This is a genomic window from Alcanivorax profundi (assembly GCF_003597125.1).
Lineage (GTDB): Bacteria > Pseudomonadota > Gammaproteobacteria > Pseudomonadales > Alcanivoracaceae > Alcanivorax > Alcanivorax profundi.
This window is the reverse complement of the sequence record NZ_QYYA01000005.1, coordinates 168,786-186,332: the sequence shown is the minus strand read 5'-3', so window position 1 is coordinate 186,332 and position 17,547 is coordinate 168,786. Positions and strand designations below refer to the sequence as shown.

The following is a 17,547-nucleotide window of genomic DNA, read 5'->3' as shown; positions in this document are numbered from 1 at the left end:
AAAATCACGCGTAGGGCGGAAATGGGCGAAAGCCCATCTCCGCCATGACCATCCAGAACCTGATGCCCATCGAATCTCTTAGCCCAAAACGTTTCAGTCAGGCACTGCTGGCCTGGTACGACCAGCACGGTCGCCAGGACCTGCCCTGGCAGCATCCGCGCACGCCCTACCAGGTGTGGATCTCTGAAATCATGCTGCAGCAGACCCAGGTCGCCACGGTGATCCCGTACTTCGAGCGCTTCATGGAACGCTTCCCGGATGTACAGACCCTGGCCCTGGCCGAGCAGGATGAAGTGCTGCACCTGTGGACCGGGCTGGGCTACTACGCGCGCGCGCGCAATCTGCACAAGTGCGCCAGGCAGCTGCTGGAAAATTATCAGGGAGAGTTCCCCAACACCGTGGACGAGATGGCCACCCTGCCCGGCATTGGCCGCTCCACCGCCGGTGCCATCCTTGCCCAGAGCCGCGGGGTGCGCGCCGCCATCCTCGATGGCAATGTGAAACGGGTGCTGGCCCGCTATCACGCCGTGCCCGGCTGGCCCGGCAAGAAACCGGTAGAAACCCGGTTATGGGAGCTGTCCGAGCATTACACCCCCGATACCCGGCTGGCGGATTACACCCAGGCAATCATGGATCTGGGCGCCACCCTGTGCCGCCGAGGCACCCCGGACTGCGGCGCCTGCCCCCTCCAGCGCGGATGCCAGGCCCATGCCAACGGTAATCCGCAGGATTACCCCGGCAAGAAACCGAAAAAAGCCCTGCCCGTCCGTGCCACCACCATGCTCATTCTGCGAGACCCGACAGGACGGGTCTGGCTGGAGCAACGCCCGCAGCAAGGCATCTGGGGCGGGCTCTGGTGTTTCCCCCAGACCGAGACGGAACACCCACTGGCCGAGGCCCTCAGCGCCCGCGCCTTTTCCGCGGTAGACGCGCCGCAACCGCTCGCGTCGTTTCGTCACACCTTCAGCCACTACCACCTGGATATTTCACCACTGGAAGTGACCGTGCAGGCGGCAGGCACCCGCGACACGACGAGCCTCGGAGACGGTCGCTGGGTGGATCCACGGGCCCCCGGCAAGCTCGGGCTGGCCGCACCGGTGAAAAAGCTGCTGGCCACGCTGGACGCCCCGCGTCAGCCACGCATGGTATAGTCCCCAACACACTCACACAGCCACGGAGTTGCCATGAGCCGCACGGTACTGTGCCGCAAATACCAGAGCGAACTGGAAGGACTCGATCGCCCGCCCTTCCCCGGCCCGAAGGGGCAGGACATTTTCGATAACGTGTCGAAGAAAGCCTGGCAGGAATGGCTCCACGAGCAGACCATGCTGATCAACGAGAAGCACCTGAACGTGATGGACCCACAGGCCAAGACCTTTCTCGACGAACAACGTGATCGTTTTCTGAACAACGAGAGCTACGAAAAAGCCGAGGGTTACACCCCCGTTGCTCACGATGCGAACAAATAAACCCGCATGGCTTGACGCACCCGTCTCCAGCGGCTTTAATACGCGCCCTGATTGCCCGGATAGCTCAGTCGGTAGAGCAGGGGATTGAAAATCCCCGTGTCGGTGGTTCGATTCCGCCTCCGGGCACCATCTTCGAAAAGGCCTCGCTTCGCGAGGCCTTTTTCGTTTCCGTTCCCCACCACCACCGGCTACCCAAGCCTGTCGCGCTACGTTACCGTGAATGTTCGACCCACAACCTGGCAATGCGCCGTGCAACGACCCTGGCTTCTACTACTCTCGCTTCTGGCTTTATCCGGCTGCGACAACACCCCCACCGGCCGTGAACAACTGGCTCTGGTACCGGACACCCTGATGGCCGACTTTGGCCGGCAAGCCTTCGTGCAAATGCAGCAGCAACTGCCTGCCAGTCAGGATGACAACGCCAACAGCCAGGTTCAGTGTGTCGCTGAGCATCTGATAAGCCGCATCCCGGCACGGTTTCCGGGCTCGCCGTTGCCAGACAGCTGGGAGATCGTGGTCTTTGCCGATGCCACCCCTAACGCCTTCGCATTGCCTGGCGGCAAGATCGGCGTCAATGAAGGGCTGCTTCAGGTCGCCAATAACGATGCGCAATTGGCCGCCGTGATCGGCCATGAGATTGCCCATGTTCTGGCACGCCACGGCAACGAGCGCCTGACCCAGGAACTGGGTATCAAGGCTGTCTTGTTTCTGATCGGGCTGTTCAGTGAAGGGGACGCGGATACCGAGAATATCCTGCAGGCATTGGGCGTCGGCGCCTGGCTGGGCATTGCCCTGCCGTTCAGCCGCGCTCACGAGGAAGAAGCCGATGTGATGGGACTGGAGTTAATGGCAAGCGCCGGTTTTGATCCCCGACACAGCACCCAGCTATGGCGCAACATGGCCGCCGCCAGCGGCGCACAACCGCTGGAGTTTCTGTCTACTCACCCCAATCACGAATCGCGCATTGAAATGCTGGGAGAAAAGATGGACGCCGCGCTTCGGCTTTATCAACAAAGCTCGCCAGTGTCCTGCAACCCGTAAATCCGGGCCTTGCAAGCCAGGCTCCAGCAGTACGAAAACCACCGTTGGAGCCCGGTTCACAAGGCGAACCGGCCACTATGCTCTGGCGGCACCCACCGCAGCAGAGTTTTTAACCGCCGGCTGCCAACGGTAATCTTTCATGTTCACATTCCAGGTGCGAGCCATGAACTGGAACGTTGCATGGGGCCACAGGGCTGTATTGCGGCCATCCGCCTGCTGGTACCAGCTGGTGCAACCGCCGTTCTGCCATACGGTGCCTTTCAGCTCGTCCTGCAGCTTGTCGTTGTAGCGATCCTGCACTTCCTGCTTCACATCCAGCCAGGCATCACCACGGGCATCCAGCTTGCCGATGGCATCCATGATGTACCGCACCTGGCTTTCGATCATGAAGATAATGGAGTTGTGGCCCAGGCCGGTATTCGGCCCCACCAGCTGGAACATGTTCGGGTAACCGCTCACGGTCGTGCCGAGATAGGCTTGGGCCGCGTCTTTCCAGTCGTCCTGCAAACGGCGCCCGGGCAGCCCGGTAATCTCGAAATCCTTCATGTAGATCCGCGGGTCCACCACAAAGCCGGTGCCCAGCACCAGACAATCCGCCTGCTGCTCGGAACCATCGCTGAACACCACGCTGTGCTCACGGATTTCCTTCACCCCTTCAGTCACCAACGCCACGTTATCGCGGTTAAAGGTCGGGTAATAGGCATTGGAGATCAGAATGCGCTTACACCCCAGGGTGTAATTGGGCACCAGCTTGCGAGCGGTTTCCTTGTCTTTCACCTGATAGTGGATAAAGGCCTTCAGAGCGGGCTCGGCCAGCCGCGCAATGCGCGGGTTGAAGATCGGCATTACCCGGGCTTCATTACTCAGATACAGGCGCAAACGATGCAGCTGGCGCAGGGCTGGCACCCGACGGAACAACCACTTGCTCATGCCAGAGTAGGCACGCTCATCGCGGGGGATGATCCACGGCGGGGTCCGTTGCACCACCGTCAGATGACCGGCCTCTTGCGCCACATGGGGTACATACTGGATCGCACTGGCACCGGTACCGATGGACACGACCTTCTTGCCGCTCATGTCGTAATCGTGATCCCACTGGGCGGAGTGAATGATCTTGCCCTTGAAGTTCTCCATGCCCTTGAAGTTGGGGAAGGACGGCACATGCAGCGGCCCGCTGGCCAGCACCCAATGCTGACAGATCAGCTGGCTGCCGTCGGCCAGATTCAGGGTCCACAGGGCGGCCTGGTCATCAAAATGGGCACCGGTCACCTCGGCATTGAAGCGGGTGAACTGACGAATGTTGTGCTTGTCGGTCACTCCCTGAATGTAATCGTGAATCTCCTGCTGCTCGCTGTAGCGATGGCTCCAGTCCGGGTTCGCTTCAAACGAGAAGGAATACATGTGCGACTGCACATCACAGGCCGCGCCCGGGTAGCTGTTGTGGTACCAGGTCCCCCCCAGGCCATCGCCTTTTTCCAGAATCACAAAATCATCGATGCCGGCCTCACGCAGCTTGATCGCCATGCACAGGCCGCCGAAGCCGCCACCAACAATGGCGACTTTGACGCGACGGGTTTTAACGTTGATACGGGCCTGACTTGTCATTGGTATTCTCCTCGGGACGCTCACGGGCTCCTTGGGAACCGCTGAATAACGCCTTGCATGCTCAGCGGTTCCCTTTGATGGCAGCACTCTAGCCTTGCCAGCCCCCTGTGAATACGTGTTAACCTGACCAAAAATTGATAATTTCGGCCAATGTCAGCACGCTCCATTCTTGCCCTCATCTACACCATCGAACTGCTCGAGACCGAGAAGGGGATCGACTGTGGCCCGGTGCTGGCCCGTCATGGGCTGGATAAGGACAAGTTGGACCCAAGCAGTGAGATCGGCCGTGACCGGGAACTGCTGATCCTCACCGAGCTACTACCCCAGGTCGACGACCCCATGCTGGGGTTCGAAATGGGCAGCCGCTTCGGGTTTGCCGGTTACGGACAACTGGCCATGCTGCTGATGACCAGCGAAACCGCCTTTCAGGGGTTTCAGTTCGGGGTGCAATATCAGGCCCTGACCTACCTCTACGGCGAAATCGCCCTGATCCCCGGCGAACACACCACCGCCCTGGAGCTTTACCCGATCCCGCTGCCGCCGGAAGTGTCGCGCACCCTGATTGACCGGGACATGGTCGGCACCTTCAAGCTGGTCAACGACATACAGACCCAACTTAACCTGAACCTGAAACCCGTCGAAGTGTGGATGCCCTACCCGCGCCCGCGCTGTGCCGACCGCTTCGAGGCCTATTTTGGCTGCCCGATCCGCTATGACCAGCCCCACTGCAAGGCAGTAATCCGCAACGAGGACATGGCCATCCGCCTGCCAGGTTATAACCGCATGGCACAGGACATGTACCGCGAACAGTGCGACGCCATGCTCGCCCGCCGCGAAGCCCCCACTGATGACCTGGCGGCCCGGGTTGGTGCCTATCTGAACCTGTTCGCCCGCCGCTTCCCCACTGCCGAACAGGTCGCCCAGGCCTTCAGCATCCCGGAACGCAGCTTTCGCCGACAACTCAGCAAGGAAGGCCACCCGTACCAGGGCATCATGGACAAGGTCCGTGAAGACAAGGCGAAACGTTATCTGGCCGACTCCGACCGAAGCATCGCCGACATCGCAGAACTACTGGGCTACAGTGAATCCGCAGCATTCGTGCGAGCGTTTGAACGGTGGACGGGGGTGACACCGGCAAAACACAGGAAAGGCAGTTAACAGTTAATAGTGAACAGTTAACAGCTGCGCGAGCAGCCGTTTTTGATTTTTCAAACGTAAGAGGCCGCGCCCAAGGGTGGGCGCGGCCTCTTACGTTTCAACATGCAGAGCGCGAGCACGCGTCGCTGTTAACTGTTCACTATTAACTATTCACTGTCTTTCTTGATTCGTTCCACGATTTTCGTCGTCGAGATGTCATCAATAAAGTCGAGCACCTTCACCTCTCCGCCGTAGCCCTTCACAAACTCATGGCCGACCACTTCTTCCACACTGTAGTCGCCGCCTTTCACCAGCACGTCCGGCTTGATGGCTTCCAGCAGTGGCTCAGGGGTATCGGTATCGAAGGCGACCACCCAGTCCACCGCTTCCAGCGCAGCGAGGACGGCCATGCGGCGATCCAGAGGGTTGATGGGGCGGCCCGGGCCTTTCAGGCGGCGGATGGAGTCATCTCCGTTCACCGCCAGCACCAGACGGTCGCCCTGGCGGCGGGCGGAATCCAGATAGCCCACGTGGCCGGCATGGATGATGTCGAAGCAGCCATTGGTGAACACGATCTTCTCCCCCTGGGCACGCGCATCCTCAATGGCAATCAACAGTTGCTCTTCACTCATGACCCCACGACCAAGGCCACCCTCCTGGTGCACCGCACGGCGCAACTCAGGCGCAGAGACCACCGCCGTGCCCAGCTTGCCGACCACAATACCGGCAGCAATATTGGCCAGCGCCACAGCATCTTCCATGGGTGCCCCCGCCGCCAGCGAGGCCGCCAGTACGGAAATCACCGTGTCACCGGCGCCGGTGACATCGAACACCTCTCGGGCCCGGGCCGGCAAATGCAGTTCCGGCTTGCCGTCGCGCAGCAGGGTCATGCCCTTCTCGCTGCGGGTCACCAGCAGCGCCTGCAGATCGAACTCCCGGATCAGTTGTTGCCCCTTGTTGATCAGGTCCTGCTCGTCTTTCACCGGCCCGGTAACAGCTTCAAACTCGCTCAAATTAGGAGTTAGCAGGGTGGCCCCGCGGTAGCGACTGAAATCCGTCCCCTTCGGGTCTACCAGCACCGGCACGCCGGCCTCGCGGGCAAGTGCAATCAGCCCCTGACAATCACGCAGGGCACCCTTGGCATAGTCCGACAACACCAGTGCGCCACAATGGGCCAGCTGGGCTTTGACCTTCTCGGCAAAGGGCGCGGGGTCCTGGTCGTGAAACGCTTCTTCGAAATCCAGCCGCAACAATTGCTGCTGGCGACTGATCACCCGCAGCTTGGTAATGGTCGGCAGCCCGGCCACCTTCTGGAAATGGCATCCCACGTCGGCGGCGTTCAGTCGTTCTTCCAGGATGGTTGCGGCTTCGTCGTCCCCAGTGACCCCCACCAGCTCGGCACGCGCGCCCAGCGCGGCCATGTTCAAGGCCACGTTCGCCGCCCCGCCCGGGCGGTCTTCCAGCTCGGTAACCCGCACCACCGGTACGGGCGCTTCCGGCGAAATCCGTCCCGTGGGGCCATGCCAATAGCGATCAAGCATGACGTCACCGGCCACCAGAACACGGGCCTTCGCAAGAGCAGGAATGTGCGGATTGTGCATAGGGTCTCCAAAACACAACAGAGCCGGATTTCGGCGCAGTGTAGCATAGCGGGCACAACATCAGGCGCCCAACCGGCACAGAGCTGGATGCCCGCAAGCCGAGCCATTAAACTTGCGCACCGCAACATGCCAACACCCTGGTTCACGGGGTATCATGCGGCTAACCACTACCAAGGAGCGACAGGCCCCTATGCCACCTTTACCCCCCAACATCATGCAAGGTCGCTGGTTACGTTGGTGGTTGACCCTGTCCTTCGCCGTCATGTTCAGCGGCACCTTTTTGTTCAATTCCCGCATTGGTCTGCTCAACGTACTGGACGTGCTGTTCTTCCTGCCGTCCCTTACCTTGCTGACCCGGGCCATTGTCAGCGGGGATTACCGGTTGATGGTATCCCCATTACTGGTACCGCTTTACCTGCTGCTGGGCTGGGCACTGTTGAGTATGGCCTGGGCAGAAGAGCCCAATACCTCCAGAACCGTACGCGGGGTAGTTCAGATTATTGTGATGGTGGGCATCTTCCGCTGGCTACATATGTATTTTCGCAACACCTTCCGGCAGGCCATGGCCAACGGCGCCCTCTGCGCCATGGTGATCGCCTTCATGGTGATAATCAGCTACTACACGACCCAACCCCTCAACAGTCCGTTGTTCAGTGAACCGGCCAACCTGATATTCAGAATGCCCTCGCTGGATCCGTCACTCGCGTTGATGGCCATGGTGACCCCCACCTTTATCCTGGTCGCCCAAGGTATTGATGAAGGCGTCAACGGCAAAGGTGCACGTCGCCTGGTGGGTGCTGCAGTCGGTATGCTGTTTCTCGGCCTTGTCTCATTGCCGCTGGGGTTGATGAGCCTGTTCCTGGTAGTCGCCTGGATCAGCGCCAGAAGCTCTCGACCCTGGCTGGTTGTTATCCCGCTCCTGGCCGCGCTCTACCTGATGGTTGAAGGCAGCAAGGATGTCACGCTAAGTAAATATTTTCTGAACCCCTTGATCGGTACGGGACTGAATCAGGAATATCTCAACGGCGTACTTGCCCATCATAATGGCAAGCTCGAAAACCTGGCTCATCCGCGCAATATCTTTCTCCTGCTGGTTCACAATTTGGGCCTGATCGGACTGATCCTGTTTGTTGCCAGCTGGGCCAGCCCAATTATCGGTCTCCTCCAGCGTCGGGAATTCTGGAGCGGTGGTAATGCCTACACTATCGCGGCAATCCCCGGGTTGTGCGTGACCTTCGCCGCAGGGTCATATCTGGTGGCACCGTTTCATGCCAGCTGGCTAAGCCTGTGGCTTCCCCTGGCACTCCTTTTCGCCCGCCTTTGTGAGCGACCTTCCGCCCAGCCAGCCTTACGCTAGCCAACCGAGTGATGCATGGGAAAACGAAAACAGCGCCCCACCCGACTGTCTGACCCCCGGCTTATTCCCAGCTGGGTAGGCGCCGGGCTGTTCTGGCTGGTCGGCCAGCTGCCCTGGAATGCACTGTTGGCCATTGGCCGCGGGGTAGGACATCTTGGCTGGCATCTTGTCAAAAAGCGCCGCCATGTTGCTCTGACCAATATCCAACTGTGCTTTCCCGAGCTCACCGCGGAACAGCAGGTGGCCTTGGCCAAGCGCAGTGTCGTAAGTACGGGGGAAGCCATTCTGGAGATGGCCGGAAGCTTCAATAATCACCGTATCGACCTGGACAAGCGGCTAACCATTGAAGGCATGGAGCATATCCAGCATGCCCGTGCCCAAGGGTTGGGAGTGCTGCTACTTGGCATGCACTTTAACAGCCTTGATGTAGGGTCTCGCCTGCTCGGATATGTGCTGGATTTTTATGGTGTCTATCGCCCCAATGACAATCCGGTGATAGACCGCCTTATCGACAAGGGGCGCTGCAATTACATGAAAGGATCCGTTCAGCGCTCAGACATTCGCCAGATGGTGCGGCTGCTGAAGAATGGAGAAGTGCTCTGGTACGCCCCGGATCAGGACTACGGCGTTGCTCACGCGGTATTCGTTCCCTTTTTTGGCATCCCTGCCGCAACCATTACCGCCACCTCTCGTATCGCGCGTATGGGAAAGGCTGCCGTTATTCCCTGCGCCCACTACCGTCTTCCCGGGGGGCGATACGTGATTGAATTTGGCCCAGCGCTGGAAGACTTTCCCTCTAGCGACGACGAACAGGATACCGCCAGAATCAACCAAACCATTGAATACTATGTCCGAAAGTGCCCCGAGCAATATCTTTGGGTGCACAAACGTTTCAAGCATCAACCTGCTGGGCAGGCAAAGCGTTACTGATTCCAGTCTGGCCGGGCCAGAATCATCATATGCCGGTCATGGCCATTATCAAACTCGGCCAATAGCACCAGCTCCCCGGAAGCCAGCTTTGTTTTCACCAAAGGATGTGCGGCCGTCAAACTGACAACAAAGACATCGTAGCGGTCCATGTCCGTCGTCAATGCAGCCTTACTGTCCACATCCTCCTCTCGATACCCCAGCCCACTGTAATAGGGGATTCGGGCATCATGAAAATAGGTTCGCTCCAGCCCAATTCCATGCTCCTTAACCCACTCAGCAGCGATAAAGAAATGGGTACGCTTTGGGGATGAGGACATGACATTGCCAACCCCCATCAACACAGCCACCAACAAGATCCAGCGTGTCATGCCAGGGTAGGCAGTCCTGAAGCGTGCCAGTGCGAGCACCAGCGAAGGCAGTAACAAGATATGGATTAACGCGGTATAACGGTCAAGCGTAAAGCGGCTCTGGATAAAGAAAACGAGAAGAACAAGAATGTACGCTGATGCAGCAATAACCCCAAAGACATTGCTGCCAAAAATCGTTTCCCGTCTCTCACGGTGCAACGCCCATACAAACGGCACCAGATAGACCCCCATTAACTTCAGCACATTGACAAGAATGGCAGCCAGGAAACCCGATGCAATAATCAACGGCGCCAGCTCCCGGGAAGAGTAGCGCAGCGTCGAATCCGCCAGCGTTGCCGCAATACCGTCAAGAGCATGCCAGAACCGGATCGGATTGATGTAACCCAGATACCGTTCTGCCCTGGACATTTCCAAGGCATCCAGCGCCCATAACAAGGCAACCCCAGCCAGTAGAAGAGCAATAATCGAAAGGACAACCGGCAGCGAATTCTCCTTTAATTTCTGCCGATGCATCCAGACGACACAGCCACCAATCGGAGCAAGGAGATACAATGCTTCAAGCCGAAACAACCCTGCAGCGAACACAGCAACCACGGCTCCAGCAACCTGATAACGCCCTCTAGCCAGTTGGTAGCGCGCCATCAAAAGCACACACAGCGAAGAGAAGAACCAGTAACCATGCTCTCTCAGCAAGGCACTCCGATATTCATTGAACGCGGGGATCGACAAGACCACCAACACCCCCAGCCAAGCGGCACGGGGGCTAATTTCCTGAACGGTACGGACCAGGCAGGCACAGGTGCCAGCGCTCAGCGCAAACACCAGTACATAGGCGCTCGTCTCATAAGACAGGCCTAACAAGCGATGCACCACCCCGATCATTGCTGAAAACCAGGGCCAGCTAAATCGATCCAATAATGATTGTGCACCGTCTTCCACAAAGGCCTGGGCGTTATCCACATAAAATGCAGAATCCCGTCCAAGCACAGGCTCAAAACTCTGCGCAATAAAAGACAGCACCACGCTGCCCACGATGACGACCCAGACCGGAGACATCTTTGACAGCAAATTCAAAGATGCGTTTTCCTTACTAGCAGACACCCCTTTCCCCTGTATTCGCCATGATCTACATGTCCGGAAACGCGGCTTCAAGCGCGGCTTTTACCCCGGGCAGCCCAGGCCGGCGGTAATGATTGAGCAAAGTTTCATACTGCGTCTTGTCAAAGCTCTCCGGCTGACAGAGAAATGGCTGAAACCCTGTTCCTTTATAGTAATCATCAAACTTGAACTCCCCACCCCTCAAGTCTCCGCTAAACACTACCCGGCAGTTAGGCACACCCATCGCATCAGAAGCGATGAGCCCATGCATCGCAGAAGACACCACACAATGGGATGCCGCTATTTCTCGCAGCACGGTATTCGTATCAGAAAACACGTCAATGACATTGACGTCCGGGTTAGATTGGCAAAATCGTTTCAGCCCTTCTGACGTTTTATCCTTGTAATGAGCAATAACACTAAGCCGGTGCCGCTTGGCTATGACCGTACCATCCAATAACCGGTCCGCCAGCAATCCGGGATCGCCAAAGGCCACCCCCTCCCGCGTCTTGCCGAGGCGAGCCAAGGAAGCGGGCCCACGGACCGCATGGATATGGTGTCGGGTTTTTACCCCCTTCCCCTGCTCAATGAAGCCCGCCCCCCAGATATGCACGGGGCGTGTCCAGAAACGATTTTTCACTCTTTGCAGCAAGCTGCCGATAGCAACCAGATCACACTGATCTATTTTGGCATACTTCACTGGCCGGCCAGACACGCATTCAACGATTTGTGGAGAGAGCCAGTCACCAAAATTTGGCTTTGAACGAGCCCAGTGCAACCGAATGGCAGTACTCATTGGCTAAACACCTTGGTTATGATCACTCAGTCCGGCTTCAGCTATCGCCCTTTCCAGACTTGTCCGTAACACTGACCCTTTTGGCCAATTCCTCATGAACCGGTTGTAATCCTTGCGGTAACTTGCTTCAGGATCTCGGGGAAAAGGGTTGAACGCATCAAGATCGATAACAGAAATCCTGTCATTGCAAACCAGAATATTCGTAGATTTCATATCTCCATGCTGAAACCCAAGCTGGGCCATCAGCAAGAAGTAATCCTGCAGGGACAGCACAACCGGTTCAGGTGGCGCTTGCTCAGGTGACAGCTCATCCAGCCCCCTACCCGATTGATAAGCATTAATAATCCAGGCTCGATGCCTTAACCCGTGGCGACGCTCTTCCAAATAGGCCACCGGCAAAGGGGTCTGTACGCCGACTTCACGCAGAAAGACGCCACCAAGCCAGGCCTTTTGGGCACGGGTTGCCCCCCATTGTCGTTTAATCCGGTGAACGAATGACTTGATGTTGTAACGCTTGATAACCCAACCGGATTGCCCATCCCGTACTACGGTGGAAGCCCCTCCGAGTTTGAGACTGTCCGTGGTTTGCATCACATCATCCAACCCTCGAGCAAGAAGCGCTTCCACCTGAGGCAGCAGTTCTCTACGGCACATACCGCGAACATCGCCCTGCCTGAACGCCGCAAATTCAGTGCATGGGCGCAAGGCTTTCTTCAGGATCATCTGGTAGCGCCGGCGCCTGGCAACGCGCAAGGCACCCTGATACTCCCCAAGCTCAGCAAAGCAATCCCTCACATCCGGAAGATCCAGCGGCGGAAACTGTGCCAACAAGGCGGCCAGGTTGGCTTTTGCACGCACTGGTGTCGGCGAACCAAAGCGGCACTCTGCTGCATCCAGCAGCGCCCAGCCACCGGCAGTAAAGAAAAAATTGCCCGGATGGATATCGGTCTGAACAACGCCCTTCTGCTGTACTTCCCGCACCCAGCAGGCCAGACGGTGAATGCGCGAGCGCCTCTGGGCTCTGGAACCTTGCAGGCAATAGCGGAGGGCAGTTTCCCCTTCCAGTTTTTCCATCACCAGCAAATGGATGCCCTCATCCAGGGTCAGTACGTCCTTAATCGCTGGACAATGGACGTTGCATTTGGCAATTGCCTGCAGACCCCGAACCTCTTTTCGCTGTGCGCGCTTCCCCTTGCTTCCGGGACAAAACAGCTTGGCAACGACAGGCTGCCCATTCCAGTAACCATCAACCACCAAGCGGCTTCCAGGCAACCAACGCAATACAGCTGTGATCGTTAAACCTGCAGCCGTCTGCGGCAGGTCCTTCTCATCAATGCCATGCTGTAGATACTGAAGCAATGCCATCAGATATCCTTGCCTGGATGTTCGTTGAACTGCAGCGGTAATTGCGGCTCAACTTCGAAATAACGGCGATAGATTTTTTCTGCCTCGCGACGGGCAGACTGCCAAAGGCCCGCATCAGACAGAGCCTCACGCAATGGCTTGCCGCTATAGGCTCGGATGAACCTCAGCAGATCACGGCGTGTCATGCCAAAGCGAGCCGTCGAGAAATACAGCCCTCCCAGGTCTTTCACCTGCCAGCGACGAGGCACCGACCGGCGCACCTGGGAACGGTGCAAATCAATCAGGAACAGGGGTGCATCGCTGTTTTCCCGTCGCACATCCTGTTCCGACATCAAGAAATGCGCCAGATAGAAATCCCGGTGATTGATCCCGGCGCGATGCATATCGCGAGCGATCTGTGCGACCCGCAAAATCAAGGCGCGTTTGAACAGCACAGGAGTGTGCCCACTCGACACCCATTCTTCGCCGACGTCTTCCAGGCTCAGGGTGCCGCTCAGATCATCGGTAACGATAAAGGATTCGACCCCGGCCGGATTAACGCCACGGCTGCCGAAGGCCGCCACCGTCATGGTGTCCAGCCCGGCATTTCTTACCGCTTCGATCGCCCTGACTTCATCCATGGCCCCAAGCACCGGCAGCTTTCCCTGGGTCAGATTCTTGAAGATTTCTTTCCAGCCGATACCCGCGTGATACTTGAGAAAGTAACTGCGTCCATTCCCCTCAAATCGTAGCGTACGCCGGCCTTCCCGGGCACGGAAAATCTCACCCTGCTGGGCGGCGGCCTGTGCGAAGGGATCGCGTTCGCCCCACAGGGTCGACATATCATCGCGAAGGAACAGTTTCATCGCCCGGCCTCCACCGCATCCACTACATTCTGAGCAAGCTGATATAACAGCGGAGACTCGGCATAACGCAACGCATTTGCCTGCCATTCACCCGGCACACGTTCGACCATGGTCTGCAGCATCGCATTCAATGCGGTCTGCTTGAACGGCGTGGCAATCACCTCTCCAGACCCTGCCTCCTGCACATAGCGGGCATAACCACAGGTATCGGTGGTCAACACCGGTAACCCAGCCACCGTTGCCTCCAGCAACACCATACCCGCCGACTCCCGATAGGCCGGATGCAGCAACAGATCCGCCCCTTGCATCAGCGCGGGCACGTCATCACGGGGACCCAGTACATGAATTCGCTCACGGGTGGCCACCTGCAGATCACGCAGGTAAGGTGCGGCCTCGTCATTGCCAACAATCATCAAATGCGCCTGCGACGGCAACGTTGCGAAAGCCGCCAGCGCGCGGTCGAGTCCCTTGACCTTGAACCCGGAGCCCAAAAACAACAGCAAAGGCACCCCCGAACCGACCCCCAGTTCCGTGCGAATCTGTTCGCGCAACGCCGCATGATTAGCCGGGCGACGACGATCCGCTTCCACGCCCGGCGGCAATACCTGGTAGCGACTTTCCGGCAAGGCATAATGCGCCCGGTACTGATCTCGCTGGTGTTCGTTCAGAAACAACAGCCGCGGCCCCGACTCTGCGACCACCTGATGCTCCAGTTTCAGGTAGGTGGCATAACGGGGCAACCAGCGAACCACACCAGGTTTGCCTGCCACGTGTTCGGCAAAACAGCTGTCCGCAGCGAAATAAACATCCAGACCCGGCAAACGATTGAAGCCCAGCACCCGATCATGGGGGGTCTCGGCGAGATACTGCTGTACGCCTGCGGCAAAACGGGCCATCCGTGCATGGTTACTTTGCCCCCGTACGGGCACCGTTGTGATGGTGACGCCCTGCAGGGGCTCGCCCTGCCATTCGCTCACCAGCGCCTGGACCTGATGTCCACGGGCAACGGCCTCACGGGCGATACGGGCAAAGTCCCGTTGCAGCCCGCCCCAGGGGAAATAGTGGTAAAGCACCATCACGCACTTCACGGGCTCTGCCTCCGCAACGCCCGCCAAACGGTTTCCGGCTTGAGGGTACTGAAGCAGGGCGGCTCCACCCCTTTGCCCAACTCCCCCCGATAGGTGCAACTCTCCTGCACACAGGGGGCACAGGGGAAGTCCGCCGCCAATGACGACGCCCGGACCCCCTGCACACCGGTCAGCACCGGGTCGGTGGGACCGTACAGTGCGACCCCGGGCAAGCCGGCGGCTGCAGCGAGGTGCGCAAGGCCCGTGTCGACAGCAATGAAGGCATCCCATCCAAGCAGCTTGTCGGTCAGGGAATCCAGCCCCATTTTCGGCAGCACCTCCACCCTCTCCAGCCCCGCAGCGAGGCGCTCGGCCCGGGCTTTCTCCGCGTCATTGCCCCAGGGCAGGTGCACCCGATGGCCCTCTGCCGTGGCCAGTTCCAGCAGCTGCCGCCAGAACGCTTCGGGGTAATGCTTGGTCGGCCAGGTGGTGCCATGGCAAAACACCAGCTCCCCCGGCTGACTGAGCGGGGCCGGGACATGGGCGCGAGGCAATCCATAATCCGGAGCGGAGTCAGGCAAGGGGTAATTTAGCGCCTGCGAAAACAGCTGGCGCACACGTTGTATGGCGTGCTGCCCGCGCACCACCGACAGGGGATGATCCAACACTCTTGCAGACAGCCCCTCACGAGCGGAATGCTTGTCCAGACCAAACTTCGGGCCACGAGCCAGGCGAGTGACAAAGGCACTTTTGATCAGCCCCTGAGCATCGATGACCGCATCATAGTTAACCGCTTGCATCGCTGACTTGAAGTCAGCCCATTCGCCTGTGCGGCGGGCTTTGATTGGATGCTTGCGCCAGCGACGCAGTGCGCAGGGGAAAACGTTGGCCACAGCGGGGTGTCGCGCAGCAAGCTCGGCAAATGCCTCTTCCACAACCCAGTCAACGCGCAGCCCGGGAATCGCAGCCCGGGCATCAGTGAGGGCAGGGAGGGTATGGATCACGTCACCCATCGAGGAAGTTTTTACCAAAAGCACATGCATTAATCAGGCACTCTTGAGATGACGACTCAGGCGGCTCACCACAAAACGGCCCTTACCCTGACTCAGTGGGGACCCCAGATAAGTGCGAAGAAACCGCGCCCGGTCAAGGGCCGAAAAGTGCTTCGCGCGCCTTGCAAGAGTATCCAGATCCCGTAACCTTGGCCGCCAGCGCTGGTAGTGGGGACGGCAACGCTCCATATCGATAAATCGGACATCATAGCGCTGCTGCTGTTCGTGCCAAGCGGTGAAAATGTGTTTGGGGTAGAGATTCTGGTGCACCAGACCTTTTTCATGCAGCAAGCGCACAGTCGCTGCAACGTCATGAATCAAGACCTGGCGGCGCCCCTCCTCGAGACTCCCCGGATCAATCCGATCAAGGCTCTCAAAGCCCTTGAGATCAAGGCTGACCAACATGGCCTGTCGATCCTCCCCTTCCGTGCTGGCGGCAAAAAAAAGCGGTTCTGCCACCGGCACGCCGGCCTGCCAACAACGCATCAGCGCCTTGTATTCCTGATACAGCGTGGACTGACCCACCAACGGATGCAGCAGGCTCCGGCGCTGATAATTGCGCTGATACTTGATATACACCGTCACTTCGTGATGATCTGGCCCCGTAATGTTGGCCTGGAATACCTCACTGATACCCTTGCCTCGACGGTTTGGCTCATCAACCAGTGTCCGATCCAGCGCCAACCAGTCCGACATTGCATTGAGCCCGCTATCCTGCAGCGTCACCCGCCAGTGAGGGTGCACATAACTGGCATTCAATTCCATTTGATTACTCATCTCCTGTCAGCTGCCCTAATGCATCAACAACCTGTTGAGGAGGCAATTTGCGCAAACAATCCAGATGCCCCAATGGGCACTCACGTTTGAAACAAGGACTGCATTCCAGCCCCAGACGAACTGCAGCAACGCGCTCTCCCAAAGGCGGTGTAAATCCCGGCGACGTGGATCCGTACACCGACACCAGCGGTCGCTTAAGGGCTGCGGCTATGTGCATCAGGCCCGAGTCATTACTGACCACGGAGGCTGTGGCCGAGAGCAGGTCTACCGCCTCTTCCAGGGAGGTATTACCCGCCAGCACCGCGGCCCGTTCACGGCTCTCCTCGGTCAGGGAATTGACGATGGTCTCAGCCACCGGCTTATCCTTGGCAGAACCGAAGATCCACACCTGACCACCGTTATCAATCCAGTGCTGCGCCACCGCCGCATAGTGATGTTCCGGCCAGCGCTTGGCAGGGCCAAACTCCGCACCGGGGCACAGCCCCAGCACCGGTTTGTCAGTATTCAGCCCATGGCTGGCCATAGCCTCACGACGGGCATCCTCACTCACGTTCAAGTGCGGCGCCTTGATGCTTTCCAAGCCCGGAACCGGCGCATCGGCAGGCAACGCCAGCGCCACAAAACGCTGCACCATCAACGGGTAGGCGTCCTTGTCCAGCTTGCGCACATCGTTGAGCAAGCCGTAACGCATTTCGCCGCGCCAACCGGTACGCACCGGGACCCGCGCCGACCAGGGCACCAGCGCCGACTTGAGGGAATTGGGGAGCACATAGGCTTGCTGATACTGGCCGCGCAAACGCTTACCCAGCGCATGGCGCTCACCCAGTTTCAGATCACCATGGTCGAACGGCAACGACAGGGCGTCTCGCACTTCCGGCATGCGCGACAGCAATGGCCGGCACCAGGCAGGCGCCAGCACATCAATGGCACACTCAGGGTATTGGCGACGCAGTTCAGAGAACAGGGTTTGTGCCATCACCATGTCGCCGACCCAGGACGGGCCGACGACAAGGATGGCAGACGGCGTCTGAGACATCCG

At 58.6% G+C, this 17,547-nt stretch carries 16 protein-coding genes and 1 tRNA gene; 7 read left to right on the top strand and 10 right to left on the bottom strand.

Annotated elements, in window-relative coordinates:
• The first annotated feature begins 62 nt into the window (after positions 1–62).
• The 4 genes from mutY to D4A39_RS14790 all read left to right on the top strand — a co-directional run bounded on the left by mutY (position 63) and on the right by D4A39_RS14790 (position 2,510).
• A complete protein-coding gene (gene mutY / locus D4A39_RS14805) occupies positions 63–1,151 on the top strand; it encodes an A/G-specific adenine glycosylase (protein ID WP_119918504.1) in 1,089 nt (362 codons plus the stop codon).
• A 33-nt stretch (positions 1,152–1,184) separates the two neighbouring features.
• Complete coding sequence (locus D4A39_RS14800; RefSeq protein ID WP_022984765.1) at positions 1,185–1,469, top strand: oxidative damage protection protein; 285 nt, start codon at positions 1,185–1,187, stop codon at positions 1,467–1,469.
• Between the two features lie 53 nt (positions 1,470–1,522).
• Positions 1,523–1,598: transfer RNA gene (locus D4A39_RS14795), tRNA-Phe, on the top strand.
• Between the two features lie 120 nt (positions 1,599–1,718).
• Positions 1,719–2,510, top strand: coding sequence for a M48 family metallopeptidase (locus D4A39_RS14790; RefSeq protein ID WP_022984764.1), 792 nt, complete (start codon positions 1,719–1,721; stop codon positions 2,508–2,510).
• A 75-nt stretch (positions 2,511–2,585) separates the two neighbouring features.
• On the opposite strand, the gene D4A39_RS14785 is transcribed toward D4A39_RS14790, so the two are convergent.
• Positions 2,586–4,115 (bottom strand): flavin-containing monooxygenase, encoded by a 1,530-nt coding sequence (locus D4A39_RS14785; RefSeq protein WP_119918478.1) that lies wholly within the window; start codon positions 4,113–4,115, stop codon positions 2,586–2,588.
• Between the two features lie 150 nt (positions 4,116–4,265).
• Between D4A39_RS14785 and D4A39_RS14780 the strand changes: the two genes are divergently transcribed.
• Positions 4,266–5,273 carry an AraC family transcriptional regulator gene (locus D4A39_RS14780; protein WP_119918477.1) on the top strand — a complete coding sequence of 336 codons (1,008 nt, stop codon included), beginning with the start codon at positions 4,266–4,268 and terminating at the stop codon, positions 5,271–5,273.
• Between the two features lie 146 nt (positions 5,274–5,419).
• On the opposite strand, the gene hldE is transcribed toward D4A39_RS14780, so the two are convergent.
• Positions 5,420–6,853 (bottom strand): bifunctional D-glycero-beta-D-manno-heptose-7-phosphate kinase/D-glycero-beta-D-manno-heptose 1-phosphate adenylyltransferase HldE, encoded by a 1,434-nt coding sequence (gene hldE / locus D4A39_RS14775; RefSeq protein WP_119918476.1) that lies wholly within the window; start codon positions 6,851–6,853, stop codon positions 5,420–5,422.
• Between the two features lie 190 nt (positions 6,854–7,043).
• Between hldE and D4A39_RS14770 the strand changes: the two genes are divergently transcribed.
• Entirely contained in the window at positions 7,044–8,210 is a 1,167-nt protein-coding gene (locus tag D4A39_RS14770; protein ID WP_022984760.1) for a hypothetical protein, read from the top strand.
• 15 nt (positions 8,211–8,225) lie between these two features.
• A complete protein-coding gene (gene lpxL, locus D4A39_RS14765) occupies positions 8,226–9,140 on the top strand; it encodes an LpxL/LpxP family Kdo(2)-lipid IV(A) lauroyl/palmitoleoyl acyltransferase (RefSeq protein WP_022984759.1) in 915 nt (304 codons plus the stop codon).
• Here lpxL and D4A39_RS14760 read toward each other — a convergent pair.
• From D4A39_RS14760 to waaF, 8 genes are read right to left on the bottom strand one after another with little or no spacing between them, the layout of a single operon-like run.
• On the bottom strand, positions 9,134–10,660 hold the full coding sequence (locus D4A39_RS14760) for a hypothetical protein (protein WP_147393929.1): 1,527 nt from the start codon (positions 10,658–10,660) through the stop codon (positions 9,134–9,136). The genes lpxL and D4A39_RS14760 overlap by 7 nt on opposite strands.
• Positions 10,635–11,402: a polysaccharide pyruvyl transferase family protein gene (locus D4A39_RS14755; RefSeq protein ID WP_022984757.1), complete on the bottom strand. Its 768-nt coding sequence runs from the start codon at positions 11,400–11,402 to the stop codon at positions 10,635–10,637. Before D4A39_RS14755 ends, D4A39_RS14760 begins: the two co-directional genes overlap by 26 nt.
• Before the next feature lie 3 nt (positions 11,403–11,405).
• Complete coding sequence (locus D4A39_RS14750; RefSeq protein WP_022984756.1) at positions 11,406–12,767, bottom strand: lipopolysaccharide kinase InaA family protein; 1,362 nt, start codon at positions 12,765–12,767, stop codon at positions 11,406–11,408.
• Positions 12,767–13,612, bottom strand: a complete 846-nt coding sequence (gene rfaP / locus D4A39_RS14745; RefSeq protein WP_022984755.1) for a lipopolysaccharide core heptose(I) kinase RfaP — start codon at positions 13,610–13,612, stop codon at positions 12,767–12,769. Before rfaP ends, D4A39_RS14750 begins: the two co-directional genes overlap by 1 nt.
• The gene (locus tag D4A39_RS14740; protein WP_031226177.1) at positions 13,609–14,700 is read right to left on the bottom strand and encodes a glycosyltransferase family 4 protein; all 1,092 of its coding nucleotides are present in this window, start codon (positions 14,698–14,700) and stop codon (positions 13,609–13,611) included. The genes rfaP and D4A39_RS14740 overlap by 4 nt, the downstream gene beginning before the upstream one ends.
• The gene (waaC, locus tag D4A39_RS14735; RefSeq protein ID WP_022984753.1) at positions 14,697–15,722 is read right to left on the bottom strand and encodes a lipopolysaccharide heptosyltransferase I; all 1,026 of its coding nucleotides are present in this window, start codon (positions 15,720–15,722) and stop codon (positions 14,697–14,699) included. The genes D4A39_RS14740 and waaC overlap by 4 nt, the downstream gene beginning before the upstream one ends.
• 3 nt (positions 15,723–15,725) lie before the next feature.
• On the bottom strand, positions 15,726–16,496 hold the full coding sequence (locus D4A39_RS14730) for a lipopolysaccharide kinase InaA family protein (protein WP_022984752.1): 771 nt from the start codon (positions 16,494–16,496) through the stop codon (positions 15,726–15,728).
• 4 nt (positions 16,497–16,500) lie between these two features.
• Positions 16,501–17,544 carry a lipopolysaccharide heptosyltransferase II gene (gene waaF / locus D4A39_RS14725; protein ID WP_022984751.1) on the bottom strand — a complete coding sequence of 348 codons (1,044 nt, stop codon included), beginning with the start codon at positions 17,542–17,544 and terminating at the stop codon, positions 16,501–16,503.
• Positions 17,545–17,547: the final 3 nt, after the last annotated feature.